Origin of the sequence: Aurantimonas sp. A3-2-R12 (genome assembly GCF_036016755.1) — a bacterium.
GTDB classification, from domain to species: domain Bacteria; phylum Pseudomonadota; class Alphaproteobacteria; order Rhizobiales; family Rhizobiaceae; genus Aurantimonas; species Aurantimonas coralicida_A.
In genome coordinates this window covers 1-26,062 of sequence record NZ_JAYXIH010000004.1, presented here as the reverse complement: position 1 = coordinate 26,062, position 26,062 = coordinate 1, and the positions used below count along the sequence as shown (strand labels likewise).

Genomic DNA, 26,062 nt, shown 5'->3' with positions numbered 1-26,062 from the left:
GCCGGCGCCGGCCCGATGGCGGACCTGACGGTCCGCCGCTTCTTCTCTCCTGTCGCGATCTGCCGAGCCATGGACCTGCTTCTGCAAACCGGACTGAATGCGATCTATGCCGCCAGCTACATGTCGCTGGTGGCCGTCGGGCTCGTGCTGATCTTCGGCGTGATGGGGGTCATCAATTTCGCCCATGGCGAACTGTTCATGGCGGGTGCCTATGCGGTGGTGGCGCTCTATGCGGACCTCGCCGTCCCGTTCCCGATCGCGGTCGCTGCGGGGCTTGTCTTCGTCGGCATTCTCGGGCTTGCCATGGAGCGGGCGCTGTTTCGCCCGCTCCGCGACAACCCGCTCGGGGGGCTCGTCGCCTCGATCGGCTTCCTCATGGTCCTGCAGGCGGCGGCCGTGCTGCTCTTCGGAGTGCGCATGGAGCATGTCCCGCCGGTGACCCAGGACGTCATCATCTTTTTCGAAAGGGTCCGCTTTCCGGTTCAGCGACTCTATGTCGTGATCGCCGCGATCGTGCTGCTGACCGCGCTCTGGCTGTTCTTGAAGAAAACCCGTTTCGGCTGGGCGCTGCGCGCCAGTGCCCAGGATCCGGAGGCGGCGGCCTTGCAGGGCATCGCGATCAACCAGACCGCGCGCATCGCCATGTTCATCGGCGCGGCGCTGGCCGGGGTGGCGGGCGCGCTGTCGGCGCCGCTGGTCAGCGTCAACCCGTATATGGGCCACAGCGTCATCATCACCGCCTTCATCGTGATCATCGTCGGCGGGGTTGGCTCGCTGGAGGGGGCGGTGGTGGCGGCGGTCGCCTACGCCTTCATCCATACCTTCGTCACGACGTTCTGGGACGGGGTGATCGCCGATATCGTGGGGCTTGGGCTGATGTTGCTCGTGCTGATCGTGAAACCGACGGGCCTCTTCGGGACGGTGGACCGTGCTTAAGGGGCTCGCATGGATCGCGCTGGCGGCGCTTCTCATCCTCGTGCCCCACGCGCTGTCCTACTCACAGCAGGAAATCCTGGTCTTTCTGACCATCAACGTATTGCTGGTCGCCTCTTACCGCCTGCTGACGCTGACCGGCGAATGGTCGCTGGGTCATGTCGTCATCATGGGTGTCGGCGCCTACGCCTCGGCGCTGTATTCCAAGCATTTCGGAATCTGGGTGCCGGTTTCGGCGATACTCGGGGCGCTGACCGCCGCGGCCGTCGCGCTGGTGTTGAGTTTCCCGCTGTTTCGGATGAAGGGCTTCTATTTCCTGATCGGCTCGTTTGCCGCCGGCGAGATCATCCGCCTGCTTTGGAAACGGTTTCGCGAGCCCTTCGGCGGCCCCAAAGGCTTGAAGCGGATCGAGGGGGTGCCGGACCTCGACCTCGGGTGGCTGCGTTTCGATTTCTTCGAGCCGGTCAGCTATTATTATCTCGCCCTTGTGGTGGTGGGCGCCTCGCTGTGGGTCTTGTGGCGGATCGAGCGCTCGCCCGTCGGGCTGACCTTCCATGCCGTCCACTGGCAGGACAAGCTTGCGGGGGCGGCCGGCGTCAATGTTCGCGCCTGGCGCACGCTGGCCTTCGTCATCGCCAGCGGATTTGCCGGACTCTCGGGCGCGCTGCTGGCGCATTATATCGGCACCATCAATCCGAACAGCTTCGACGTCGAGATGATGGTGTTCGTGCTGACCTGGGCGATCGTCGGTGGCACGGCGACCTTCTATGGCCCGATCCTGGGCTGCATCGCGCTGACTGTGCTGAATGAGATCGTGCTCCGCGAGATCGGCTTCGAGCAGTGGCGGCCGCTGATCTACGGCCTCGTGCTGATCGCCTCGGTGCTGTTCCTGCCGAAGGGGCTCGAGAGCCTGGTACAGCGGTTCACGCAAGCGACGAAGCGCGCCGACACGCGACCGGCGGCGGGTGCGAAAGCCACGGATATGGAGGCGGCCCATGACGCTTCTTGAAGTCGACCAGCTCACCATGCGTTTCGGTGGCCTGATCGCGGTGGACGCACTGTCATTCACGGTCGAAAAGGGCACGATCCACGGCCTGATCGGTCCGAACGGCGCCGGCAAGACCACCACCTTCAACATGATCTCGGGATTCTACACACCGAGTTCCGGTCATGTCCGTTTCAAGGGCGAGGAGATTTCGGGCCTGCCGATGTTCCGAGTGGCGCGGAAGGGGCTGGTCCGCACCTTCCAGCACTCGACGCTGTTCGCCGAATTGAGCGTCGTCGAGAACGCCCTGGTCGGCACGCACATGCAGCATTTTCCGGCGCTTCACACCGCGCTTCTGGGAACCGACCGTGCCGAACGCCACGCGGCGCGCGAGAAGGCCGAGCGGGCACTCGATTTCTTCGGTCTCGCCGACCATGCGCAGGAGCGCGCGGGCGACCTCTCCCACGGCCATCAACGCGCGCTCGGCATGGCGGTGGCGCTGGCCTCGGCACCGGAAATGGTGCTGCTCGACGAGCCCTTCACCGGCATGAATCCGGAGGAGACGAAGGCGATGATGGCGCTGATGCGCAAGCTGAATGCCTCGGGCGTGACCATCCTTCTGGTTGAGCACGACATGCACGCGATCATGGGACTTTGCGACCGCATTACCTGCATGAATTTCGGCAAGCTGCTGGCCGAGGGCACGGCGAGCGAAATCCGCAATCATCCGGAGGTGATCAGGGCCTATCTCGGAGGTGCGCGCCATGTTGCTTGAGATCGACGGCGCCGCCGTGAGCTACGGCAAGGTCGCGGCATTGCGCGGCGTCTCCATGACCATCCCCGAAGGCGCCATCGTCACCATCATCGGCGGCAACGGCGCCGGCAAGACGACGACGCTGCGGGCCATTTCCGGTCTCGCCAAGCTCACTGCCGGCGAAATCCGCTTCCGCGGCGAGCGGATCGACAGGCTGCCGCCGGACCGCATCGTCGCTCTCGGCATCGCCCATGTGCCGGAAGGGCGCCGGATATTTCCCGATCTCACCGTCGAGGAGAACCTGCGCACCGGCGCCTTCTTGCGACGCGACAAGGCGGCCATCGCCGCCGATCTGGACGGCATCTATGTCCGCTTCGAGCGGCTCCGCGAGCGGCGGCGCCAGCGCGCGCAGACGCTTTCGGGCGGCGAGCAGCAGATGCTGGCGATCGGCCGCGCGCTGATGAGCCGACCGAAGCTCCTGCTGATGGACGAGCCGTCGATGGGCCTCGCCCCGGTGATCGTCGAACAGATTGCCCGGATCGTCGAACAGATCGGGAAGGAAGGCGTGACGGTCGTGCTGGTCGAGCAGAATGCCGAGCTCGCGCTCGACCTGGCCGACTACGCCTACGTGCTCGAGACCGGCGCCATGGCGCTTGAAGGACCCGCAGATGAACTTCACGACAACGACCATGTCCGCGCCGCGTATCTCGGTTTCTGACGCCGCGGCGTCAGACGAGAAGCGGAACCGCGAGGAGAAGGCAGCCCGCGCCGCCGGCTGGCGCCGCGCCGATCTGCGCTGGGAGCGGCTGCAGGAGGACGCCGAGGCTGCTTGGCGGTCCGGCGACGCGGATCAGGCGATCCGGCTCTGGCGCCGGGCCCGACGCCTCGCCTTCTGGAGGTTCCGCCGCTCCGATCCGCGCTATGCGACCAGCCTCGCCAACGCCGCCCTGGCGGAGCGACTGTCCGGCCAGGAAGCGCGCGCCCACCGGCTCTATGCCCGCGCGCGCGGGCTTTGGAGCGGGGCGGACAGCTTTATCGCCGGCATGCGGATCGCCCGTCGTGCCCGCTCCTCGCTGTTCCACCTGCGCATGGAGGCGAAGCATTGGGACACGTATCAGCAGAGCACGCGCACCCGGATGAAGGCCTTCGCCCGAGAGGCCGCCGAGGCGCTCGCCGCCCTCGAACGTGGCGAACCACCGGTCTGCCGCCTCCACGATCGCTGGCGGGCGGAGAAGCTGCCGGTCTTCGACGACCCGAGAAAATTCCTGGCCGCGGCACTGATGATCAGCACGGGCCTGACAACAAAGCCGGAGAACAAAGACTAACGCAGCAAGAGGCCTCAGGCCGCCAATTCAGGGGAGAAACACGATGGCAGACAAGCGACCGGCCAAATACGATATCCTTTTCGAGCCGATCCAGATCGGTCCGAAGGTGATGAAGAACCGGTTCCATCAGAGTCCGCACTGCATCGGGGCGGGGTCGGACAAGCCGGGCTTCCAGGCGGCGCATCGCGGCGTCAAGGCCGAGGGTGGCTGGGGGGCCATCAACACCGAATATTGCTCGATCCACCCGGAATCCGACGATACCCACCGCGTCTCGGCGCGGATCTGGGACGAAGGCGACGTGCGCAACCTGCGGGCGATGACCGACGAGATCCACAGGCACGACGCGCTGGCCGGCGTCGAGCTGTGGTATGGCTCGTCGCACGCGCCTTGCATGGAGACCCGCTGCACGCCGCGCGGCGCCACCCAGTACGCCTCGGAATTCGAGACCCTGACCTACTGCCACGAGATGGACCATGACGACATTCGTCAGGTCCAGCAGTATTATGTCGACGCGGCGCTCCGCTCGCGCGACGCAGGCTTCGACATCGTCAATGTCTATGGCGGCCACGCCTATCTGCCGGTGCAGTTCCTGTCGCCCTACCACAACAAGCGCACCGACAAGTACGGCGGCGCATTCGAGAACCGCGCCCGGTTCTGGGTCGAGACCCTGGAACAGGTGAAGAAAGCGGTCGGGAACGACTGCGCCATCGCCTCGCGTTTCGCGATCGACTCGCTCTACGGCACCGCCGGTGTCGAGGTCGAGGTCGACGGCATCAAGTTCATTCAGCTCGCGGACGATCTGGTCGATGTCTGGGACATCAAGGTCGGCGACATCGCCGAATGGGGCGAGGATGCCGGTCCGTCGCGATTTTATCGCCAGGGCCACCAGATCCCGTGGCAGAAATTCGTCAAGCAACATTCCAAGAAGGCCGTTTTGGGCGTTGGCCGTTTCACCGATCCGGAAAAGATGGCCGAGGTCATCCGCAACGGTGAACTCGACATCATCAGCTGCGCCCGCCCATCGATCTCGGACCCGTTCCTGCCGCAGAAGATCCAGGAAGGCCGGATGGACGACGTGCGGACCTGTATTGGTTGCAACGTCTGCATCTCGCGCTGGGAGATCGGCGGACCGCCGATGATCTGCACCCAGAACGCCACCGCGGGCGAGGAATACCGCCGCGGCTGGCACCCCGAGAAGTTCGAGCAGGCCGGGTCCGACGATACCATTCTAGTGATCGGCGCCGGTCCGGCGGGCGGCGAGGCGGCGCGGGTGCTGATGGAGCGCGGCTATGTGGTCCATCTGGCCGACAGCGCCGACAAGGTGGGCGGCCACGTCAATACGGTGGTGACGCTGCCGGGTCTCGGCGAGTGGGGCTATCACCGCGACTATCGCGAAGTGCAGCTCGACAAGCTGGTCAAGAAGAACCGCGACAGCCAATTGGCGCTCGGCGGCAAGGCGTTGACGGCGGACGATGTCCTCGCCTACGGCGCCGACAAGGTGATCCTCGCCACCGGCTCGTCCTGGTGCGGCGACGGCACCAACGCCCTCAGCCATGATCCGATTCCGGGAATCGATTCCAGCAAGCCGAACCACGCGACACCGGAGCAGATCCTGGTCGACGGCAAGGCCGTCGGCAAGCGGGTCACGATCCTCAACGCGGATCCATATTTCATGGGCCCGTCATTGGCCGAGATGCTGGCCGCCAAGGGCCACGAGGTGTCGGTGATCGATGGCGTCGGGTTCGGCAAATACATGCACTTCACGCTGGAGGCGCCGAACATGCACCGCCGCCTGCACGAGTTGCATGTCCGGGTCGTCGGCGACAGCTGGGTCACCAAAGTCGAGGATGGTCGGATCGAAATCTACAACATCTGGGGCGACGGCTCCCGGCGGGAGTATCGCGGCCCTGGGGTGATCCCGCGCGTGGAGAACCGAACCCACGAGTGGCACGAGTACGACACGCTGGTTCTGGTCACGGGGCGTCGATCGAACGATGGGCTGTTCCGCGAACTCAAGGCCCGCAAGGACGAGTGGGCCGCGAACGACATCAAGGGTGTCTACGTGGTCGGCGATGCCTGGGCGCCGAAGCTGATGGCCGATGCGACCTTCGACGGGCATCGCATCGCTCGCGAGATCGAGGAAGCCAATCCACAGCTTCCGCTTGCCTACAAGCGCGAAGCCTCGGTCTGGGGCTCGGCTTACCTGCCCGGCGGCGAGTACCGCCAGGAGTGGAAGCTCTAGAACGCAAAGAGGAAAGTCGGGCCAGCCGGTGGACGGCCGGCCCGACTCCCGGCGCGCCCGCCCGACCCTCGTCCGGGTCCGGAACGAGACGCCCGGGATGCGCGATGTCCGACGATGGTTTCCGTGAGATCAGGAGGAGCGGCCACGATGATCAGCCCCGAACACGACCCGCGGGACGTGACGCGCATCCTGTTTCAGGATTTTCCGGTTTGGATGACCCTCGTCTTCTACGTTGCGGCCGTCGTGGCCATAGCCGCTTTCGTCTACGGCGTTTACATGCAGGTCCGGAAATACCGCAGGGGTGTGCGTTCCGGCGCATGGTCGCCGTTCTGGCCGCGTTTTGCGCGGATGGTCGAGACGGTTCTTTCGCATCGCACGATTAAGCGGCGCGCGCGCCGGGCGGGCTCCGCGCACGCCCTGATCTTCTTCGGTTTCGTGCTGCTGTTCATCGGTACCAGCATCATCACGTTGGAATACGACATCATCGAACCGTTGACCGGGCTCAAATTCTGGTACGGCTCGTTCTACCTCATTTTCTCGCTGGTCCTGGACATTGCCGGTGTCGGGCTGATCGCCGGCCTTCTTTATATGATGTACCGGCGCAAGTGGCTGGCGCTTCCGAAACTGGATTACCGCCGCCCCGATCGCGCGCCCGACGAGCCCGACTACGACCGCGCGTCCTATCGCCGCGAGGACTGGGCGTTCCTTTGGACCCTTATCCTGATCGCCGCGACCGGCTTTCTGCTGGAGGCTTCCCGGCTGGTCTGGCTGCAGGGCGACCCGACGGTCTGGGATTACCGGTGGTGGTCGCCGGTCGGCACCGTGACCGCCTCTATTCTACAAGGGATCGGCATCGGCCCCGAAGGTGGCGCGGGGTTCCGCATGGGGCTCTGGTGGACCCATGGTCTTCTCGCGCTCGCCTTCATCGGCCTCGTTCCATACACCAAGGTGCAGCACATCTTCACCGCCATGGGCGCGCTGATGGCGGTCGATCCGGACGCCAAGCGTCGCCTGCCGACGGCGGATGTCGATCAGGACAAGATCGGCTTTTCCGAACTCGCCGACTTCTCGGACAAATATCTTCTGAACTTCGACGCCTGCACCAAATGCGGCCGCTGCCACGAGGCTTGCCCGGCAAACGCGTCGGGGTTTCCGCTATCGCCACGTGACATGGTGCTGAGCCTGCGGGAACTCGCGAACGATACGCTGTCGGGCGCGCGCATGCCCGCCGACCCGATTCAGGTGATCGGCGACGGCATCAATCAGATCAGACCCGAGACCTTGTGGTCCTGTCGGACCTGCGGCGCCTGCACCGAGATTTGCCCGGTCGGCATCGAGCATCTGCCGATGATCGTCCAGATGCGCCGCGCCCTGATCGAGGAGGGCGAGTTCGATCCGATGCTGCAGACCACCTTGAAGAGCCTGCAGAAATCCGGCAACTCGCTGGGCGAATCCCGGCGCAAGCGGCCGCGCTGGACGAAGTCTCTCGACTTCACCATCAAGGACGCCCGCGCCGAGCCGGTCGACGTGCTCTGGTATGTCGGCGACTACGCCTCGTTCGATCCACGCTCGCAGAAGGTGACGCTGGCCTTCGCCCGAATCCTCCATGCGGCGGGGGTCGATTTCGGCATTCTCTACGAGGACGAGCAGACCGCCGGCAACGACGTCCGCCGGGTGGGCGAGGAAGGCTTGTTCCAGGCTCTCGCCGAGGCGAATATCGCGCTTTTGAAGGAATGTGCGTTCACGTCGATCGTCACCACCGACCCGCACACCTTCAACACGATCAAGAACGAATATCCCGAATTCGGCGGGACTTATCGCATCGAGCACGCCAGCGCGATGCTGGAGCGGCTGATCCGTGAGGGTGCCGTGGCGACGCCGAAGACCTTGCCCTACAGGGTCACCTATCACGATCCATGCCATCTCGGCCGGCTCAACGACGGCGCCGAACCGCCGCGTCAGGTGTTGTCGAAGCTCGGCGTGGACCTCGTCGAGATGCGGCGGAGCAAGGACAATTCGTTCTGCTGCGGCGCGGGCGGCGGCCGAATCTGGCTCCCTGATCCACCGGAATTGAAGAAGCCGGCCGAACTCCGTGCCGCCGAAGCGGCTGAGATCGACGGGCTGGAAATCCTGGTGGTCAACTGCCCGAAGTGCCTGAACATGATGGAGGACGGCGTCAAGGGAACCGGAAACGAAAGCAATTTCCGGGTCATGGAATTGATCGAACTGGTCGCGGAGGCAATGGCGGACGACGCGTCCGGCGCCGATCTCGCGCAACAAGAACCGGTCGGGCAAGCATGACCCTCTGGTTCGGGACAGCGACGATGGTCAATGGCGACGCGTTACTGGCGTTCATCGATCGCCTGCTCGACGCGGGCGATTCCTACGCCGCGCTTGGTGCTTATCCGCATGCCGATGTGCGGGATCGGCAGGCCTTGGAGGCGGTGATCCTGGCGACGCCGCGGCTCAGGCTGACATTCGCTGCCGCACCTTACGCATCCGCCGATCTGCTCGACCGAATATCCACCGACGCGAACGCCGCGATCCGGTTGCGGCTGGCGAAGAATCCCGCGACCCGGCCGTCGACGCTCGCGCGGCTGCTGGCGGAGGATGCTTCGGACCGCATCCGGCGCTATGTCGCCGCGCATCCAAGAGCGGAGGCCGCGACACTCGCCGTCCTTGCCGGCGATCCGTCGATCGCGGTGCGTCGGGCCGTGGCGGGCAATCCGAATGCGCCTTGCGACGTTCTTGCCCAACTGGTCGCCGAAGGCGATGGTCTGATCGACAGGAACGCGGCTCACGGCCCATTTGCCGATGCCGAGCTATTGCAGACGTTGTGGGCCACCGGCGATCGCAATGTACGGGCCGAGGTCGCCGCCCATCCGAACACCGCTCGCAGCCTTCTCGCAATGGCCGAGGCGAGTGCGGATGCGTTGATTCGGCGCAAGCTTGCCGCGAACCCTGGGCTCGGCGCGGCCATGCTGAACCGCCTTTTCGCCGATGACGACGAGAGGGTCCGCGCGGCGGCGGTTCGCAATTGCGTCATGTCGGGCGCGTTTCTTGACGATCCGCAGGATGAACCCTCGCCAAGGGTTCGCCGCATCGCCGCTCGGCGCGAGCGGCTTTCCGCCAAGGTCATGAGCCGGCTGGCCAGCGATCCCGACGCGTGGGTACGCCGGTGGATCGCGCGCAATCCGGCGGTTTGTGACGATCTTCTGCGCCGTCTGGCAGCCGACCCGGTGATGGAGGTGCGGCGCGGCGCGGCCCGCAATCCGTCCTGCCCCGGGCCGCTGCTGTCGGTTCTGGCATGCGACGCGGCGGCGTGGGTGCGCGCCGGCGTCGCTCTGCGCGAAGACGTGCCGGACGCGGCGATCGACCGGTTGCTGGAGGACGATGGCCCGGACGTTCTGGGTGCCCTGGGGCGCAACCCGCGGACACCGGCCTCCAAGCTCGAGGCCATCGCGTGCCACCCGGACAAGGACGTGCGCCGCGCCGTGGCGTTCAATCATGCGGCGCCTTGCGAGGTGGTCGCGCGTCTGGCCGAGGATCCCTATCCGCTGAACCGCGTCGTCCTTGCCAACCATCCGAAGCTGGGTCTCCGCCACATCGAGCGCCTGCTCGACGACCCCGAGCCGCAAGTCCGTTTCGCCGCTTCCGCGCGGCTGGCGCGGTTCTTTGCGGCGTCCCACACCATCGCAGGCGATCTGCACATCAACGCGTGAAAATGGAGCGAGGCCGTTGCCATGAAGATTCTGGTCCCCGTTAAACAGGTCGCCATTCTCGACGACGAATTCGAGATGCGCGACGATGGTCGCGATGTCGACGAGGACTTCTTCGAGAAAGACCTCAACGAGTTCGACCATTTCGCCGTCGAGGAGGCGCTCCTGATCAAGGAGGCCGCGGGTGAGGGGGGCGAGGTTGTCGTCGTCACCGTCGGCGATGCCGACGCCGACGACGCCCTGCGCACGGCCCTGGCCAAGGGCGCCGAACGCGGCATCCGGGTCTGGGACGACGGGCTCGCGGACGCCGACGGCATCGCGATCGCCAAGGTGCTGGCCAAGGTGGTCGAGCGCGAGGCGCCGGACATGGTGTTCACCGGCGCGCAATCATCGGATTTCGGCCACGCCACCACGGGTATTGCGCTCGCCGGCCTGCTGGGTTGGCCGCATGCGGCGGTGGTGTCGAAACTCGACTACGCGCCGGGGGCGGCTAGCGCGACCGTGCATCGTGAACTGGAGGGCGGGCTCGAAGAGATCATGACCGTGACGTGTCCCGCCGTTCTGTCGATCCAACTCGGTATCAACCAGCCGCGCTATGCCTCTTTGCGCGGCATCCGCCAGGCCAAGCAGAAGCCGGTGGACGAGCTTGGGCTCGGCGATCTCGGCCTTGGCGCCGGCGACATCGCGCCGGCTTCGCGCGTGCGGCGCATGTACGCCCCCGAGAAGGGCCAAGCCGAGATCATTACGGGATCGGCCGCCGAGCAGGCCGCGCGTCTGGCCGAGATCATCAAAGAACAGCGGGGGATGTGAGAAATGGCCGAGATTTTAGTCATTGCCGGGCAGCGCGACGGCTCGTTCGCCCCTGCCTCCCTTGAAGCGATCGCCGCGGCAAACAGCGTCAAGGGCGAGGCGGACACGCTCGCGGTCGCCATCCTTGCCGCTGATCCGAATGCCTTCGTCGGCGATCTTTCGGTCAGCGGCGTGGACGAGGTGATCGCGGTCAAGGCCGGCTCCAACGATTTTCATCCCGAGCTGTTGGAGGCGGTGATCGCCGTCCTGGCCGGGGCTCGTGAGCCCGCGCTGATCGCGGTCGCGCACAGCGTCGACGCATGGTCGTATGCGCCGGCCGCCGCCGCCAAGCTCGGCTTTGGCTTCGCCAGCGACGTGCAGGCGTTGCGATACGAGGACGGCGAGTTGGTCGCCACCCGCGCCGGCTACGCCGAAAAGGTGCTGGTCGATCTGGATTTCCCCGACAAGCAGACCGTTTTCGTCACCGTCCGAACCAATGTGTTCGATCCGGCGGGCGGATCCGGCTCGCCAACGGTGACGGCGATGGACGCGCCGGCCAGCGCCGTCTCGACGTCCCATGTCGGCTGGAAGGAACCCGAGAACGCCGGTGGGATCGACGTCCCGGGCGCGGAGTTCATTTTATCGATCGGCCGCGGGGTCGGCGACGAAGGCAATGTCGAGCAGTTCCTGGAACTGGCGGACCGGCTCGGCGCGACCCTCGGCTGCTCGCGACCGATCGCGGATAACGGCTGGCTGCCCAAGGCCCGCCAGGTGGGGCAGTCTGGACAGTTGGCGGCGAGTTGCCGGCTCTACATCGCGCTCGGCATATCGGGTTCGGTCCAGCACCAATGGGGCATGAAGCACGTCGAGACCATCGTGGCAGTGAATTCGGACCCGGAGGCGTCGATCTTCAGCATCGCCCGCTACGGCATCGTCGGCGACATGTTCGAGATCGCCGAAGAACTGGAAAACCATTTCTAGCGCACCGGACGGGCGGAAGACCCGCTGGACCACGCATCGAGACAAGCAAAGGGAGGAACATCAGATGACCAGACGGGTTTCCGCACTCGAATCCGAACACCGTGCGCTGGGCGCCGGGCTTGATGACTGGAACGGCATGGACGTGGCATGGAGTTACGCTACCTCGACCGAGGACGAGCACGATGCCGTGCGCGAGGCGGCCGGCCTGTTCGACGTATCCGGGCTCAAGAAGATCTGGATTACCGGCCCTGACGCGCTCGCGGTGGTTGACCGCATCGCTACCCGCGACATGACCAAGATCGGCAAGGGCAGATCAGCCTATTGTCCCGTGCTGACCGATGCCGGGACGATCTGCGACGACACCATCATTTTCCACGTCGACGACAACAAATATCTCTTCGTTCACGGCGCCGGTCAGAGCGCCACACGGCTCGAGGAAGCAGGGCGCGGGCGGAACGCCGACATTCGCTTCGACGACGCATTGCACGATATTTCGCTCCAGGGGCAGAAAGCCCTGGGGCTGCTCGATGCCCACACGCCGGTCGACCTGGATAAACTCGACTATTTCCATCAGGTCGAGACCACGCTGTTCGGGCGCAGCGCGATCCTATCGCGGACCGGATATTCGGGCGAGCGGGGATATGAGATTTTCACCGATCAGAGCGACGTCGGGCATCTGTGGCAGAGCATTCTCGATGCGGGGCAGTCGGACGGCGTCATGGCCTGTTCGTTCAACTGCCTGGACAAGATCCGCATCGAGGCGGCGCTGCTGTTCTATCCCTACGACATGAGCGAGGTGAACACCCCTTGGGAGGTGGGGCTCAACTGGTCGATCTCGCGCAAGAAGCCCGACTTCATGGGCCGGGAGGCGCTGTTTGCCGCCGAGGGCAAGGAGAAAGTGAAGTTCGCCGGCGTTTCCTGCACCTCGACGACCGAAGTTCTGGAGGCCGGCGCCAAACTGCTTCTCGACGGCGAAGCGGTCGGCGTTGTCAACAGCCCCGCTTATTCGCACCGGATGAAGAAGTCTCTGGCGCTGGTCCACCTGCGGCCGGACGTGGCGGTGGGGACCGTTCTCCAGCTTGCTGGGGACCAGCAATCGCATGACGTGACGGTCGAGCCGGTGCCTTTCTTCGATCCGAAAAAGACGCGCACGCACAGCTGAGGCATCTCCCACGGCGACGACCAACCGGCTCCCGGTTCGCCGGCCTCGGCTTTGCGGCATCGTTCCAAAAATGGGGACTCGGGTTTTGGACGAAACGATGCTGCTGTCTCAAAGCCGACAGCGTCCGCAAGGCGCCTGACACAGGCGCGGCGCTGTCGGCGCCGTGGCGGCAAGAAAGGTGACGAATGACCGCGACCTGGGTCGCCCCCGCACCATCCACCCTTCGGGCGTCCGTCGCGGTTGCCCTTTCGGCGCTGGTCTGGGGGTGCTGGTGGATCCCGCTGCGGGTGATCGACGGCTATGGCCTGAAGGGGGATTGGACCAGCGTTGCCGTTCTCGGCCTCGCGGCACTGTGCCTGACGCCGTTCATCCTCGGTCGCTCCGGCCGTCTGCTGCGGGCGGGTGCGATGGTCTGGGGGACCGGTGTGTTTTTCGGCGCCATGTTCGCGACCTATCAACACGGGTTGATTACCGCCGACATCGTCCGCGTGACCCTTCTGTTCTACCTCGCGCCGGTCTGGGGAACCGTGTTGGGAGTGGTTTTCCTCGACAAACGGCTTTCGCTACTCCGCGTCCTGGTGATCGCCTTCGGCTTCGCGGGCGCCATGGTGATCCTCGACTTCAGCGCCGGCGTGCCGTCGCCGCAGGGGCTCGGGGAATGGATGGGCCTCGCCTCCGGGATCGTCTTCGCCATCGGAGCCACCTTCGCCCATAAGGTGGTGGGCGAATACGAGATGGAGAAAACCTGGCTAAGCCTGGTTTTCGGCGCCTTGTTGTCGCTCGTGTTCGCATTGTCGAATCCGGCATTCGCGATGCCCTCCGCCGACCAGCTATTCGCCGCGGCTCCGTTTACCCTCGGCGTCGTGGTCGTCGTCCTGATCCCGATCACGTGGACCATGGTCTGGGGCGCGCAAAAGCTGGATCCGGGGCGCCTCGCGCTCTTGCTGATGCTTGAGGTCGTGGCGGCGTCGATCACCGCGGCGCTGCTGGCGGGTGAACCCTACGGGATCGAAAAATTGATCGGCACGGGAATGATCCTGACCGCCGGTGCCGTCGACGCGCTCGCGGAGCGCAGGGCCTGAGCAAAGGCAGGGACGGCATTCGCAGCGTCCAGCGTCACCGATCGCGGGCCGGATTCCGAAGCGTCTTTCGTCAGGGCATCGGGTCGGCGCTGCTGGCCGACCAGTCCGGCACGAAGCCGAGGATCTCGGTCTCTGGATGAAGGCTCGGGTTGAACAGCTTGTTATGCCACCAGGTGGCCTCGTAGAGCGGATTTCGCCGACCAAGCGGCAGGACTTTGCACAGGAGGTCGTAGCGTTGCGCATAGGCCTCGAAGGTCAATGTGCAGCGTTCGCCCGCGCGGAGCGCCGCCGCGCCGGGTGAGTTCGGCGGGAAGGTCGCGGTCAGGATGTCGCAGAACTCCCGCGACTTCTGGTAATAGACGGCAGAAAAATAGCGCAGCGCCTGTTCGCGCTGCTCCGCGGGGTCGTTCGTCTTCCTGGCCATGTGCAGCAGTTCGGAGGTCTTGGAATAGGCCGGTGCCTTGGACAGCACCGTGATGATGTGCCCGAGTTTTTCATGCTCGCCCTCCAGCCTCACCGAGGGAGTGATCGCGGCGTCCGGACGGCCGGCATTGTTGCGCATTGCGAGCTGTCGGACGCGGCACTGCCAACGCAAGAACGCGTGCTGAAGGGGGTTCGGCGCGGCCTCGATCCCGTCGTCGTGTAGCGGTCTGTTCACGTCTTTTTCTCCCGCGTTTCAAGACTGTCCCGTTTGTATCCCTTCCCCGAACCGTTTCGGGGAAGGGATGGTCGCTATAGCTGGAAGATCTGATTGGCGACGATCACGATGACGACTCCGGCCGCCAGGGCGAGGTAGGGCTTCATTCCGGCCCGACGGATCGAAAGATCGCGTGAGTCGATGTGCAGATCCTCCAGCATCCGCGCCGGGAATTTGCCGCCGTCCTGGATGTAGTGGCGGTAAGCGAACACCGGCAGGATCAGCGCGGCCGCGATGATGCCAGCCATCAGCGTACCTTCGCCCCAGACATTCGCGCCCGCGCCGAGGAGCAGTGCGTTCACGAAGCTGAGCGCCACGCCGATCGCCATGATCGGCGTCGGGCAGCGCCATGGCCGCGGTGTTTCGGCGTTGTCGATCCGGTGGATCCACCCTGCGTTCAGGTTGAGGAAGTTGAAGATCAGATAGCAGCAGTTAGATACGGCCAGCACGAACAGATAATCCGACATCAACAACAGTATGAGGTTGAAGCAGAAATCCGTCCACATTGCCCGGGTCGGGGCGCCGTGGGTGTTCACACGGCTGAGATAGCGCGGCAGCCACCCATCCACCGAACCCTGGTAGAGCGTCCGTGAAGATCCCGCCATGGAGGTCATCACCGCCAGCAAGAGGGCGAGGATGAGCATGATGACCATCAGCGAGTAGACGAACGAGCCGCCGCCGACCATCCCGGCCATTGCGCCCGCGACGGCGGAGCCATCGACGATACCGTCCTGCAACATGCCCTCGACGCCGAGCACCCCCTGGAAAGTCAGCGGGACCAGCGAGAAGATGACGAGGCACAAAATGCCGGCGGAGAGGATCGCCTTGCTGGTGTCGGTCCCCGGATTCTTGAACTCGGACGTATAACAGATCGCCGTCTCGAAGGCGTAGGCCGACCAGGCCGCGATGAACAGCCCACCCAGAAACAACGTCCAGCCCGGGATATTCCATGTACCGGCAACGACATTGCCGGCGTCATCGAAGGCGAGGGGCTTGAGCGGCAGAAGGTTTTCGCTCAGCACGTCCCCCGTCAGCAGCGGCACGATCCCCACGATCAGCAACGGGATCACCACCGCCAATCCAACCACCATCTGGAAGCGGGCGGCCCGCAAGACGCCGCCGTGCTGAATGCCGAAGACAACCAGCAAGATGGCCGCGCCGATGACAAAGGTCGCGTCGATTCTGAGACTGAGGCCCTGCTTCAGCGAGTCGAGGTTCAAAAGGGTGATTTCCCAGCTGCGGATCGCGGAGTCCGCCTCGAAGAAAACGGTCAGGATATAACCTGCGGCGAGCCCGCCGCCGATAGCCAGCACCGGTGTCCAGGCTAGCCAGTTGCACCAGACCGAGAGCGGAGCGATCACCTTGCCGTAACGGACCCAGGCGGCCGCGCCATAGACCGATGCGCCGCCGCTCTTGCTTGGAAACAGGCCGGCGATCTCGGCGTAGATAAAGGCCTGGATGAAGCCGAACGTGACCGACAGGATCCAGACGACCCATGACGGATTGCCGATCGTGGCCGCGATTCCGCCGATCGAGAACAGCAGCAGAGCCGGAACACCGCTGGCGAGCCAGAACGCGTCCTTCCAGCCGATACTGCGGTGAAGGCCTTGCTCGTCAACTGTTGGAGCACTCAACGCTACTGATTGATCCGAAGACATGGTTCCCCTCCCTTATCTATGCAGGTGCGCCGGTTTCCTTCCCGGATCTCTGACCCGGTGATACCGACGCGCTCGTCCTCCGTGACCGACCTTCCGTGGCGTTATCTCCGCTTCTTTAGGGGTTCGTCGGTCACCTCTTCCGTACCGCCAGGGCTCGCGGCCGGCCTGTACGATCTGTCATGGGAAAGGCTGGGAATCCGGCCGCGCGTGGCGGCGACCTGATCGAGGTCTATGGTCGCGTGCACGACGCCGGGAATGTCGCCTCCATCCGCGACGACTTCGCCCCATGGATCGACGACCAGCGAGTGTCCGTAGCTTTCGCCACCGCCCTCGACCGGGCCGATCGCGCAAGGGGCGACGATGAAGACACCGTTCTCGATCGCTCTGGCCCGGTTGAGCACATGCCAATGCGCTTCGCCCGTGCGTTTGGTGAAGGCGGCCGGGACCACGATGATTTCTGCCCCGGCCCGCGCGAGATCGCGGAAGAGGGTCGGGAAGCGCAGATCGTAGCAGATCGTGTGGCCGATCATCCCATAAGGCGTTTCGGTCAGGACCGCTTCGTTACCGGGGGAAATACGTTCACTCTCCCGATAGGCCTCGGTTTCCGAAAGCTGGACATCGAAGAGATGGATCTTGTCGTAACGGCTTTTGATCGTGCCGGTGTCGTCGATCATGAGACTTCGGTTGAAGAACTTGCCGGCGGCATCGGATACGGCCACCGATCCGACCATGATCCAGACCTTCCGCGCCCGCGCAAAGACCTTCAGTTCCTGCAGGACGGGGTGGTCCGCCTCCGGCTCGGCGGGCGGCGCGAGAAAACGGCCTTCGGTGCGCAGGCCGCCGCAGTATTCCGGCAGGAGGAGCATCTGCGCACCAGCGCTGACCGCGGCATCCGCCAACGTCAGTGCCTCCGACAGCGCGGACGAAAAATCCGGTCTCGGCCGGGTCTGGAGGCAGGCGAGGTTCAGCGACTGTGCCATTGCATCAGAACTTGGTATAGGCTTTCCGAAGCGTTGCCAGCGGGTGCCGATCCGACATCTGGAACTTGATGAGGAGTTCCCGCGCGATCATGTCCCGGTCCTGCTGGTTGTTCGGCAGTTCAATGGAGTCGGGCACTCTCACCCAACCGTTGATGTTGCGGTCGAAGACGGCGGGCTTTCCTTCCTCGTAGCCCATATGGATGTCCTCGAGCCAGTTGAGGTCATCCCATCCCATCACCTCCATGTATTTTTCCAGGAAAGGAGTGATGTGATTGTAATCCGGAACCAGATTGACATCGTATCGATAGCCGATGTGCTGTCCGATTTCCTTTTCACGATCGGTTTCCAGACCTGCGGAATCCTTAAGGAATTGATCGACATCCTTGATTTCGGAGCCGCGGTATTGTGTTCCGGCCATTCGATCTCTCCTCAGAGATGGTGATAATCTTCGACGCCAGGGGTGTAATTCGTGCCGGCGAGCGGCACGCCCGCCATGGCGGATGCTTCCATCGTGAGCGCGGCTAGATCCTCCGGCTCGAGGCTGTGGACGTTGGTCTTGCCACAGGCACGGGCAAACAGCTGGGCCTCGATGGTCAGCGTGTGCAGGAAGTTATAAACGCGCTCCGCCGCCTCGTCCGGGTCGAGCCGCGCGCGCAGGAGCGGATCCTGTGTGGCGACGCCAACCGGACAGCGACCGGTGTGGCAATGGTAGCAGGAGCCCGGTTCAACGCCGATCTCCTCCTGATAATTCGCCTCGGGGATGTCCTTGTTGCAATTCAGGGCCATCATCGCGGAATGGCCGATCGCGATGGCGTCGGCGCCGAGCGCGATGGCCTTCGCCACGTCCGCCCCGTTCCGGATGCCGCCAGCATAGATCAAGGTGATCTCGCCCCGCTTGCCCAGGTCATCGATGGCCCGGCGCGCCTGACGGATCGCGGCGATGCCGGGCACGCCGGTCTCCTCCGTTGCCAGATGCGGTCCGGCGCCGGTACTGCCCTCCATGCCGTCGATGTAGATGGAGTCCGGATCGCATTTCACTGCCATCCGCACGTCGTCATAGACCCGCGCGGCGCCGAGCTTGAGTTGGATCGGAATCTGCCAGTCGGTCGCCTCGCGGATTTCGTTGATCTTGAGCGCGAGGTCGTCTGGTCCCAGCCAGTCCGGATGTCGAGCCGGCGAGCGCTGGTCGATGCCGGCGGGAAGCGATCGCATCTCCGCCACCTGATCGGTCACCTTCTGGCCCATCAGGTGTCCGCCGAGGCCGACCTTGCAGCCCTGGCCGATGAAGAACTCGCAGCCGTCGGCCAGCACCAGATGGTGCGGATTGAAGCCGTAGCGGGATTGAATGCACTGGTAGAACCACTTGGACGAATAGCGTCGCTCGTCCGGGATCATTCCCCCTTCGCCCGAACAGGTGGCGGTTCCCGCCATCGTCGCGCCGCGGGCGAGGGCGGTCTTGGCCTCGTAGCTGAGCGCGCCGAAGCTCATGCCGGTTATATAGATCGGGATGTCCAGATCGATCGGGCGCTTGGCGCGCGGACCGATCACCGTTCTGGTTTCGCATTTTTCGCGATAACCCTCGATGACGAAACGCGTCAGCGTTCCAGGCAGGAAGGTCAGGTCGTCCCAATGCGGGATTTTCTTGAATAGCGAGAATCCCCGCATCCGATACCGGCCAAGCTCGGACTTGATATGGATATCGTCGATCACGTGCGGCGGGAAAACGAATGACTTTCCCAACCGATACACGTCACGGTCCACCGGAGTTTTCTTCGGCATGCGCCCATCGTCCATTTCGGTAATCCTTCCCCCGTTAGAGGATGAGTTTTTTCTCGGCGGGCTCCAGATTGTCGTAATTCCAGAGCTGCTTACCCGCGACGATCTTGGTGAAGTGGTCGACGCCCTTCTCGGGCATCAACTCGTACTGGGTGAGCTTTCGGGCCAGCCAGGCCTTGTCGAGGTCGGTCAGCGCCGCCGGCACCGCGTCGACGCCGAGCGATTGAATCTTGCCGCCCACATAGATCGTGCCATCATACATGGAGTCGCCGAGATTCTTGCCGGCGTTGCCGCAGACCACCATTCGGCCGCGCTGCATCATGAAGCCGGAAAATGCCCCGGTATCGCCTCCAACGATGATCGTGCCGCCCTTCATGTCGATGCCCGTCCGCGAGCCGACGGAGCCCTTGCAGACCAGATCGCCGCCGCGGATCGCCGCGCCGAAGGTCGAGCCGGCGTTCTTCTCGATCACTATGATGCCGGACATCATGTTCTCGCCGCAGGACCAGCCGACCCGGCCGTTGATCCTCACGGTCGGCCCGTCGATCAGGCCGACGCCGAAATAGCCCAGAGAACCCTCGACGATCAGGTTGAGCTTGTTGAGGATACCAACGCCCAGAGCGTGCTTGCCGCGCGGGTTCTGGATAACGATGCTGCCGTAACCCTCGCTCATCAGATCGCGGATCCGGTTATTGACCTGCGTGGCGGTCAAATTGTCGGTGTCCAACTCCGTCCGCTTGTTGAAATCCACGTCAGGAGCCCACGGGTAGGTGAAGCGCTCGGCCTCGTCCTCGTCGAACTCGATCAGCATGGTGCGACCGTTGAGTTGCTCGGTCGTCATCCCGAGCGCGATGGCCCGCTCCTCTTGGGTCATTTCCTTGAGTTCGGCATCCATCATGCTTGCCATACCCGTACCTCCTCATCGTAGGGGTCGTAGGTGTCGATTTCCTGGGGAAGGATCGCGCGTATGGCGACCTCCTCCGACGCCATGGCGATCAGATCGTCGCTCTCGTAGAGAACGAGCGGCTTGGCAGCCATCGTGTCCTTGGCCATGCCCAGCTGGTTTTTTGTCGCCACCAGGTAGGTGAAGACACCGTCGATCTCTCCGATCGACCGGCGGAGGCTTTCCTCGAGTTCGACGCCGTTCGCCAGGTTGTGGGCGGTGTAGACCGCCAGCAATTCGCTGTCGCAGTCGGAGGTGAAGCGGTGGCCTTTGCGTTCCATCTGGCGGCGCATGATCCAGTAGTTGGTGATCTGGCCGTTATGGACGACGGCAACGTCGTTGTAGGGGAAGGCCCAGTAGGGATGGGCCGAGCGGATATCGACGTCCGACTCCGTGGCCATCCGCGTATGGCCGATGCCGTGCGTGCCGGTGAACCCGCCGAGCTGGTACTGGTTGGAAACGTCGGTGGCGTCGCCCAAATCCTTGATCAGCTCCAGCGAATTGCCGAGGCTGAGAATTTCCACGCCCTCGACATCCTCGATGTAGCGGGCGAGCTCTTCGGTATCGCCGTCATGACTGATGACGAAACGATAGGCGTACTCGGTCGCCTTCTTGCGATCCTTCACCTCCACGTCGTGCTCGGCAAGCCGGCTCTCGATTTCCTCCAGCCGCTCCGCGAGTTTGGCGCCAATACGATAACCGACGGCGTCGATCTCTTCTTTTTCGGCGAGCTTGAAGCGCAGGATGTAGTCGCCCGGATTGGGCTCGCCATAGACGGCAAAACCGGTTGAATCCGGCCCCCGATGCTTCAGGGCCTGCAGCATCGAGGTCATCTCGGCGCCAACATTGGAGTTCTTGCCTCGATAAATGAGGCCAGCAATTCCGCACATGCTAACTGTTCCTCCCGCAAATATTTCGAGGCGTTCGCAGCCCCATGCCGACTTGTCTCGCCGCCCGTCTCACGGCAGGTAATCGAGATAGGTGTCAGCGTCCCAGTCCGTGGTGGTGTGCATGAAGCGTTCCCACTCGTCCCGCTTGTATTCGTCGTAGAGGCGGTACATCTCGCCGGGCATGGCCGACTTGATCACGTCGTCCTCGGCCAGCGCCGCGAGCGCGTCGCCAAGCGACATCGGCAGTTTCTGAACCTGCTTGCCCGCCTCCATCGCGGCGTAGATGTTGCGCTCTTCCGGCTTGCCGCAGTCGATCTTGTTGGTCAGCCCGTCGTCCACTGCCATCAGGATCCCGGCGGCCATCAGGTAGGGATTGACCATCGAGTCGACCGAGCGGAATTCGAAACGTCCTGGCGCCGAGATGCGCAGGCCGGTGGTGCGGTTCTGGTATCCCCAGTCCTTGAAGATCGGGGCCCAGAAACCGGTGTCCCACAGGCGCCGGTAGGAATTGACGGTCGAGCAACCGATCGCGGTCAGCGCGTCGAGATGCTTGACGATGCCGCCAACCGCGTGCTGGCCGACCACGCCCGGCATCTGCGGGTCGTCGCCCTCCGGCATGAACGTGTTGTCCCCGCCCTTCTGGTAGGCGAAAACCGCATCCATCGCGGCCCGTTTTTTCTGTCCGAGCTTTGGATGCTCGTCCTCGCCGCCGCGCCAGAGCGAAATGTTGTGGTGGCAGCCATTGGCCGAGACGCCCATGAACGGCTTGGCCATGAAGCAGGCGATCAGGTTGAATTCGCGCGCGACCTGGGCGCAGATCTGCCGATAGGTGGTCAGCCGGTCGGCGTTCCTGAGGCAGTCGTCGAAGGCGAAGTTCAGCTCCAGTTGACCCGGCGCATCCTCATGGTCGCCCTGGATGATGTCGAGGCCCATCGCACGGCTGTATTCGATCACCTTCATATAGACCGGACGCAGGCTTTCGAACTGGTCGATGTGATAGCAATAGGGGTTGGAGAAGCCGCCGGCGGGCTTGCCGTTCTCGTCCTTCTTCAGCCACATCATCTCCGGTTCGGTTCCAGCGCGCAGGTGCAACCCGTGCTTGTTCTCGAATTCCTGATGGATTCGGCGAAGATTGCCGCGGCAATCCGAGGTGAGGAACGCGCCGGGGTTTTCCCGTTCCTCGCGGTTGCGGAACAGCGTGCACCATACGCGCGCTACCCGTTTGTCCCACGGCAGTTGGCAAAATGTTTCGGGCTCTGGAATACCGACAAGCTCGGCCGCTTCGGGGCCGTAGCCCATATATTCGCCGTGCCGGTTGAGGAAGAGATTGACGGTGGCGCCGTAGACGAGCTGAAAGCCCTTCCCCGATATGCTTTCCCAGTGGTCCGCCGGGATACCCTTGCCGCAAATCCGCCCGGTAATCGAGACGAACTGAAGATAGAGATACTCAATTCCCAGATCGTCGATCTTCTTGCGGACTTCCTTGACGAGCGCGTCGCGACCATCGGCCTCGACGATGCGCTCCATGTCCGTCTTGCCGAACTTTGCGTCCATTTTGTTCACGTTCGCGCTCCCTGTTTTCAGCGGAACGTTCAAAGAGGCCCGCCTTTGTGTGCTTCTGTTCGCGTCCCGATCAACTCCAGGGGAAGGGGCTGTGAGAAGTGGGGTGCAGCTCGCCTTTTTCGAAGCGGTCGAAGCGGAACGGCTTCAGCAGTTCCTGCTCCTCGCCCATCACCTCGTCGGCGATCAGTCGTCCGACGCCGAGCATCTTGTAGCCGTGGTTGCTGTCCGCGATGACGGTCGCGTTTTCGTTGAAGTGGTCGAAGACCGGAAAGGAGTCCGGGGTGAAGCATCCGATCCCGCCGGATGGCTCCCGGTGATATTTGGGCATCATGCCTTCGAAGCGTTTGTGGCAATGGGCGAGGGCGGAGACCCACATATGCGCGAACGCCGGTCCGGAGACGAATTCGGGACTGTCCGGCCCATAGGGGTCGATCTGTACCTCGTCGACGGGAGTATCGACCTTGTAGGGCGCCGCGCCGCCCTGCACGCCGCCGAAATGCCAGTCCGGCTTGTAGTAGATGCCCCACATCTTGTCGGTGATCGTGGAGCCGTCCACGTCCGAGATCAGCGGCGCGTCCGTGTCGACATGGATCACTGGCGGCATCTTGCCGCCATTGGTCAACAGCATCCCCGGGTCGACCCGAAGCAGCCCTTCCTCGAGTTGCCAGAACCGCCACATGTCGATGCCTTCGCGGACGTTCCCCTTCAGATCCTTGACGGTTATCTGCTTCGGCAGACCAAGCATGTCCCAGAAGTTTCGCACCCAGGGGCCCGCCCCGATGATGACGCGGTCGCAGCGGATGGGACCCTTGTCCGTCTCCACCGCACGGACCGCCTTCGAACCATTGTCGCTGACGAAGCCCTTGACCTCGACGCCGGTGATAATCCGGACGCCCAGATCCTCGGCCTTCTTTGCCAGGCCGTAGATAGATGTCGTGTTGTTGGCGTAGCCGCCGCGCTTTTCATGCAGGACGGAAGTGATCGCCTGGGCCTGCCAGTCGTCGAACAGGCCGCGCATGTAGCTCGTGGCGGCGTTGGCACCTTCGATGAAGACGCTCTCATAGCCGATCGCCTGCTGCTCCGCGAAAATCTGCGCCACATCGTCGCGCATCGCCTCACAGGAAATCTGCATATAACCGACGGGATGGTAGCTGAATGCCTCCGGATCGCTTTCCCAGACACCCACCGAATGGGCCATCAGGTTGCGCATGGCAGGCTGGAAGTAATTGTTTCGCACCACGCCGCAGGCAATGCCCGAAGCGCCCGCCGCGATCCCTGACTTGTCCAGAACGATGATGCGGCCTTCGACCGTTTCGTTCCTTTCGGTCAGGCGCTCGGCCAGCCGCCAGGCGGTGGCCAGGCCGTGAATGCCGGCGCCAACAACGACGAATTCCGCATATTCGGGAAATGCCACGATCCAGCTCCAGTCGGCATCAAGTGATTGAGCGCTACTTAACTGACGTCGGAGTTTCAGTGAGTTTGATCCGAAATGCAACCCATTTTGATCCGATTGTTGAAATAATTTGCCAATATGCATTTATTGGCATAAATTTGGACTAGAAAACGAAAATTCGGAGTCGTCCTGATCATGGCAAATCAAATTGGCTCAGCCGAAGTTGCCGCCCTCCTGCGGCGTGAGATTCAGAGTGGAATCCGCGCGCCGAAGGATCGATTGCCGCCTGAGCGGACAATGGCTGAAACCTTCGGGGTCGCCCGCGGAACGGTGCGCGAAGCCCTCAATCGTCTGGCAGAGGAGGGGCTGGTCGAGGTACGCCCCGGAAGCGGAACATATGTGGCATTCGAGGCGAAGGAGGAAGCCAATCCGGTGGTCGAGAACGCGCGGCCGCTCGAATTGATCGATGCGCGTTTCGCGCTGGAGCCGCATATCTGCCGCCTCGCGGTCCTGCATGCCCGAATGCAGGATCTGGAAGAGATGGAAGAGCTTCTCTCCAAGATGGAAGCCCGCGTCTCCGACCCCGTCGCCTTCTCGGCCGCGGACCGGGATTTTCATGTCCGCCTGGCGCATATTACGGGCAATTCCCTGTTGATCTGGATCGTCGGTCAGATCAACTCCGTGCGAAATCAGGAGCAGTGGCTGCAGATGCGTCAACTCACACTCGATGAAAGCACGATCGCGCAATACAACGTTCAGCACCGCCAGATCGTCGATGCAATTCGTTCGCGCGAGCCGGAGCGGGCGGCGACCTTAATGAAGCAACATCTCGAAACAGCGCGGCTCTCGCTCACCCGAGCCGCCGCGACTTAAGCGTTCGCGGCGGCTTGCAGCCAGTTGATGTAGAGCCGTTCGGCGATTTGATTGAACGCCGCCATTTCCCCATCGCAATTCGCTATCAGCCGGGCGCCGCCGCCCGGCCCGAGCGCCGCCTCGAGTTCGCTTTCATAGGCTGGCACCGCGGACCAGTTTCGAGCCGTATCCCGCTCTGTTTCCGCATGAAACTGGAGGGAATAAGCCCGTGGCCCCCACTGCATGGCCTGCACCGCGCAGGCTGGCGAAGTGGCGAGGCATTTGGCGCCGCGGGGCATTTGCTTCACCTCGGCACCGTGCCACTGAAGAGCCCGGAACCGTTCGGGAACGCCATCGAAGAAAATCCCCGTGGCGCCGCCTTCCGTCAACTGTACTTCGCCGATGCCGACTTCGGCCGTCTCGGCGGGGCCACAGGCGCCGCCAAGCGCCTCCGCCAGGAGTTGATGGCCGAGACAGATACCCAGGAACGGCTTGCCTTGTCCTTCTACCGCTTCGCGTATCAGGGCTTTCTCCGCGCGGAGCCAAGGGTAGGCGTCCTCTTCCCAGACATTCATCACGCCGCCCATGACCCAGAGCGCGTCGAATTCGTCGAACGGCGGCGGATCGTCCCCTTCCTGAAGCTGGATGGCGCGCCATTGGTGCCCGTCCTCTTCCAGAAAGGCGCGAAAGGCACCGGGATGTTCCATGCGCTCATGCTGCAGCACCAGTACTCTCATCGGGTTCCCTCCCTTTGGGCGTACCATTCGGCTTCTGCCGAGTTCTGGTCTTCCCGAAAAACAATCACTTACCACCCGCCAAACCGGCTTGCTTGTCGGGTCACCTGCATAACATCATGTGCAACATGGCGGTTGAAGTGGCGATCTTGCAGCATCTCACCAAACGCAATGGCGTTTGGCGGTATGTCCAGCGCGTGCCCGAGGGCGTCCGTGATGTCTTCCCTTTCACTGGGACAATAATCCCTGCGAACCAAGGTGGAACGACGTGCTCGCGAGGCTGCCGGTGGCGTCCGGAAGTGGTGGAAATTCCTCGCCCAGATTGGGTGTTAGACTAAGGAGGTGGCCCTCGATGTGGTCGGATACGGTGGAGTTTGCGGACTTCAACCTGGCCGACACGGAGACCCCGATGACCGCGACGACCATGCCGCTGATCGAGCTTCTTCGGAAGCATGACGAGGGAGATTTTCTGCGCGCCGTGAGCGAAGCTGTCCTCTAGCATTACAGTTGCGTCTTTCGACGAGTTCTGAATCCATGGGCGACCATGATTCGGAGGTCATGGATGATGGGCGCATCGATCGAGACGACGCTGGAGCTTTGGGCC

24 protein-coding genes are annotated in these 26,062 nt (G+C 63.4%); 14 read left to right on the top strand and 10 right to left on the bottom strand.

Translation table 11 applies throughout. The features are described 5' to 3' along the window. Positions 1 to 15: 15 nt before the first annotated feature. The 12 genes from VSX60_RS03095 to VSX60_RS03040 all read left to right on the top strand — a co-directional run bounded on the left by VSX60_RS03095 (position 16) and on the right by VSX60_RS03040 (position 13,972). Entirely contained in the window at positions 16 to 936 is a 921-nt protein-coding gene (locus tag VSX60_RS03095; RefSeq protein ID WP_327622687.1) for a branched-chain amino acid ABC transporter permease, read from the top strand. Next, positions 929 to 1,942, top strand: coding sequence for a branched-chain amino acid ABC transporter permease (locus VSX60_RS03090; RefSeq protein ID WP_327622686.1), 1,014 nt, complete (start codon positions 929 to 931; stop codon positions 1,940 to 1,942). Before VSX60_RS03095 ends, VSX60_RS03090 begins: the two co-directional genes overlap by 8 nt. Then, a complete protein-coding gene (locus VSX60_RS03085) occupies positions 1,929 to 2,693 on the top strand; it encodes an ABC transporter ATP-binding protein (protein ID WP_327622685.1) in 765 nt (254 codons plus the stop codon). The genes VSX60_RS03090 and VSX60_RS03085 overlap by 14 nt, the downstream gene beginning before the upstream one ends. Beyond that, positions 2,686 to 3,390, top strand: coding sequence for an ABC transporter ATP-binding protein (locus VSX60_RS03080; protein WP_442873047.1), 705 nt, complete (start codon positions 2,686 to 2,688; stop codon positions 3,388 to 3,390). The genes VSX60_RS03085 and VSX60_RS03080 overlap by 8 nt, the downstream gene beginning before the upstream one ends. Beyond that, entirely contained in the window at positions 3,341 to 3,997 is a 657-nt protein-coding gene (locus VSX60_RS03075) for a hypothetical protein (protein ID WP_327622683.1), read from the top strand. Before VSX60_RS03080 ends, VSX60_RS03075 begins: the two co-directional genes overlap by 50 nt. A gap of 43 nt (positions 3,998 to 4,040) precedes the next feature. Further along, positions 4,041 to 6,239, top strand: a complete 2,199-nt coding sequence (locus VSX60_RS03070) for an oxidoreductase (RefSeq protein WP_327622682.1) — start codon at positions 4,041 to 4,043, stop codon at positions 6,237 to 6,239. A gap of 147 nt (positions 6,240 to 6,386) precedes the next feature. Further along, positions 6,387 to 8,540, top strand: a complete 2,154-nt coding sequence (locus VSX60_RS03065; protein WP_327622681.1) for a heterodisulfide reductase-related iron-sulfur binding cluster — start codon at positions 6,387 to 6,389, stop codon at positions 8,538 to 8,540. Next, positions 8,537 to 9,961: a hypothetical protein gene (locus tag VSX60_RS03060; protein ID WP_327622680.1), complete on the top strand. Its 1,425-nt coding sequence runs from the start codon at positions 8,537 to 8,539 to the stop codon at positions 9,959 to 9,961. Before VSX60_RS03065 ends, VSX60_RS03060 begins: the two co-directional genes overlap by 4 nt. 21 nt (positions 9,962 to 9,982) lie before the next feature. Beyond that, a complete protein-coding gene (locus tag VSX60_RS03055) occupies positions 9,983 to 10,768 on the top strand; it encodes an electron transfer flavoprotein subunit beta/FixA family protein (RefSeq protein ID WP_327622679.1) in 786 nt (261 codons plus the stop codon). A gap of 3 nt (positions 10,769 to 10,771) precedes the next feature. After that, a complete protein-coding gene (locus tag VSX60_RS03050; protein ID WP_327622678.1) occupies positions 10,772 to 11,728 on the top strand; it encodes an electron transfer flavoprotein subunit alpha/FixB family protein in 957 nt (318 codons plus the stop codon). A 64-nt stretch (positions 11,729 to 11,792) separates the two neighbouring features. Further along, positions 11,793 to 12,890, top strand: a complete 1,098-nt coding sequence (locus tag VSX60_RS03045) for an aminomethyltransferase family protein (RefSeq protein WP_327622677.1) — start codon at positions 11,793 to 11,795, stop codon at positions 12,888 to 12,890. 185 nt (positions 12,891 to 13,075) lie between these two features. After that, entirely contained in the window at positions 13,076 to 13,972 is an 897-nt protein-coding gene (locus tag VSX60_RS03040) for a DMT family transporter (protein ID WP_327622676.1), read from the top strand. A 70-nt stretch (positions 13,973 to 14,042) separates the two neighbouring features. Here VSX60_RS03040 and VSX60_RS03035 read toward each other — a convergent pair whose 3' ends face one another. The 9 genes from VSX60_RS03035 to VSX60_RS02995 all read right to left on the bottom strand — a co-directional run bounded on the left by VSX60_RS03035 (position 14,043) and on the right by VSX60_RS02995 (position 23,893). Further along, the gene (locus VSX60_RS03035) at positions 14,043 to 14,630 is read right to left on the bottom strand and encodes a hypothetical protein (RefSeq protein ID WP_327622675.1); all 588 of its coding nucleotides are present in this window, start codon (positions 14,628 to 14,630) and stop codon (positions 14,043 to 14,045) included. Positions 14,631 to 14,704: 74 nt separating this feature from the next. Continuing rightward, the gene (locus VSX60_RS03030) at positions 14,705 to 16,327 is read right to left on the bottom strand and encodes an APC family permease (RefSeq protein ID WP_327622674.1); all 1,623 of its coding nucleotides are present in this window, start codon (positions 16,325 to 16,327) and stop codon (positions 14,705 to 14,707) included. 101 nt (positions 16,328 to 16,428) lie between these two features. Then, a complete protein-coding gene (locus VSX60_RS03025) occupies positions 16,429 to 17,307 on the bottom strand; it encodes a carbon-nitrogen hydrolase family protein (protein ID WP_327622673.1) in 879 nt (292 codons plus the stop codon). Positions 17,308 to 17,311: 4 nt separating this feature from the next. Beyond that, positions 17,312 to 17,725: a hypothetical protein gene (locus VSX60_RS03020; protein WP_327622672.1), complete on the bottom strand. Its 414-nt coding sequence runs from the start codon at positions 17,723 to 17,725 to the stop codon at positions 17,312 to 17,314. Positions 17,726 to 17,736: 11 nt separating this feature from the next. Next, complete coding sequence (locus VSX60_RS03015; protein ID WP_327622671.1) at positions 17,737 to 19,086, bottom strand: FMN-binding glutamate synthase family protein; 1,350 nt, start codon at positions 19,084 to 19,086, stop codon at positions 17,737 to 17,739. A 34-nt stretch (positions 19,087 to 19,120) separates the two neighbouring features. Further along, the gene (locus VSX60_RS03010) at positions 19,121 to 19,990 is read right to left on the bottom strand and encodes a GXGXG motif-containing protein (RefSeq protein WP_327622670.1); all 870 of its coding nucleotides are present in this window, start codon (positions 19,988 to 19,990) and stop codon (positions 19,121 to 19,123) included. Then, a complete protein-coding gene (locus tag VSX60_RS03005; RefSeq protein WP_327622669.1) occupies positions 19,978 to 20,916 on the bottom strand; it encodes a glutamine amidotransferase in 939 nt (312 codons plus the stop codon). Before VSX60_RS03005 ends, VSX60_RS03010 begins: the two co-directional genes overlap by 13 nt. A 69-nt stretch (positions 20,917 to 20,985) precedes the next feature. After that, positions 20,986 to 22,470 (bottom strand): glutamine synthetase family protein, encoded by a 1,485-nt coding sequence (locus VSX60_RS03000; protein WP_327622840.1) that lies wholly within the window; start codon positions 22,468 to 22,470, stop codon positions 20,986 to 20,988. A gap of 79 nt (positions 22,471 to 22,549) precedes the next feature. Beyond that, positions 22,550 to 23,893 (bottom strand): NAD(P)/FAD-dependent oxidoreductase, encoded by a 1,344-nt coding sequence (locus VSX60_RS02995; protein ID WP_327622668.1) that lies wholly within the window; start codon positions 23,891 to 23,893, stop codon positions 22,550 to 22,552. A gap of 174 nt (positions 23,894 to 24,067) precedes the next feature. On the opposite strand from VSX60_RS02995, the gene VSX60_RS02990 reads away from it, so the two are divergent. Then, complete coding sequence (locus VSX60_RS02990) at positions 24,068 to 24,745, top strand: FadR/GntR family transcriptional regulator (protein ID WP_327622667.1); 678 nt, start codon at positions 24,068 to 24,070, stop codon at positions 24,743 to 24,745. On the opposite strand, the gene VSX60_RS02985 is transcribed toward VSX60_RS02990, so the two are convergent. Further along, positions 24,742 to 25,461 (bottom strand): type 1 glutamine amidotransferase, encoded by a 720-nt coding sequence (locus tag VSX60_RS02985; protein WP_327622666.1) that lies wholly within the window; start codon positions 25,459 to 25,461, stop codon positions 24,742 to 24,744. The two genes, VSX60_RS02990 and VSX60_RS02985, sit on opposite strands and share 4 nt — an antisense overlap. Positions 25,462 to 25,810: 349 nt before the next feature. Here VSX60_RS02985 and VSX60_RS02980 point away from each other — a divergent pair, with 349 nt between their 5' ends. Continuing rightward, positions 25,811 to 25,957 (top strand): hypothetical protein, encoded by a 147-nt coding sequence (locus VSX60_RS02980; RefSeq protein WP_327622665.1) that lies wholly within the window; start codon positions 25,811 to 25,813, stop codon positions 25,955 to 25,957. Positions 25,958 to 26,062: the final 105 nt, after the last annotated feature.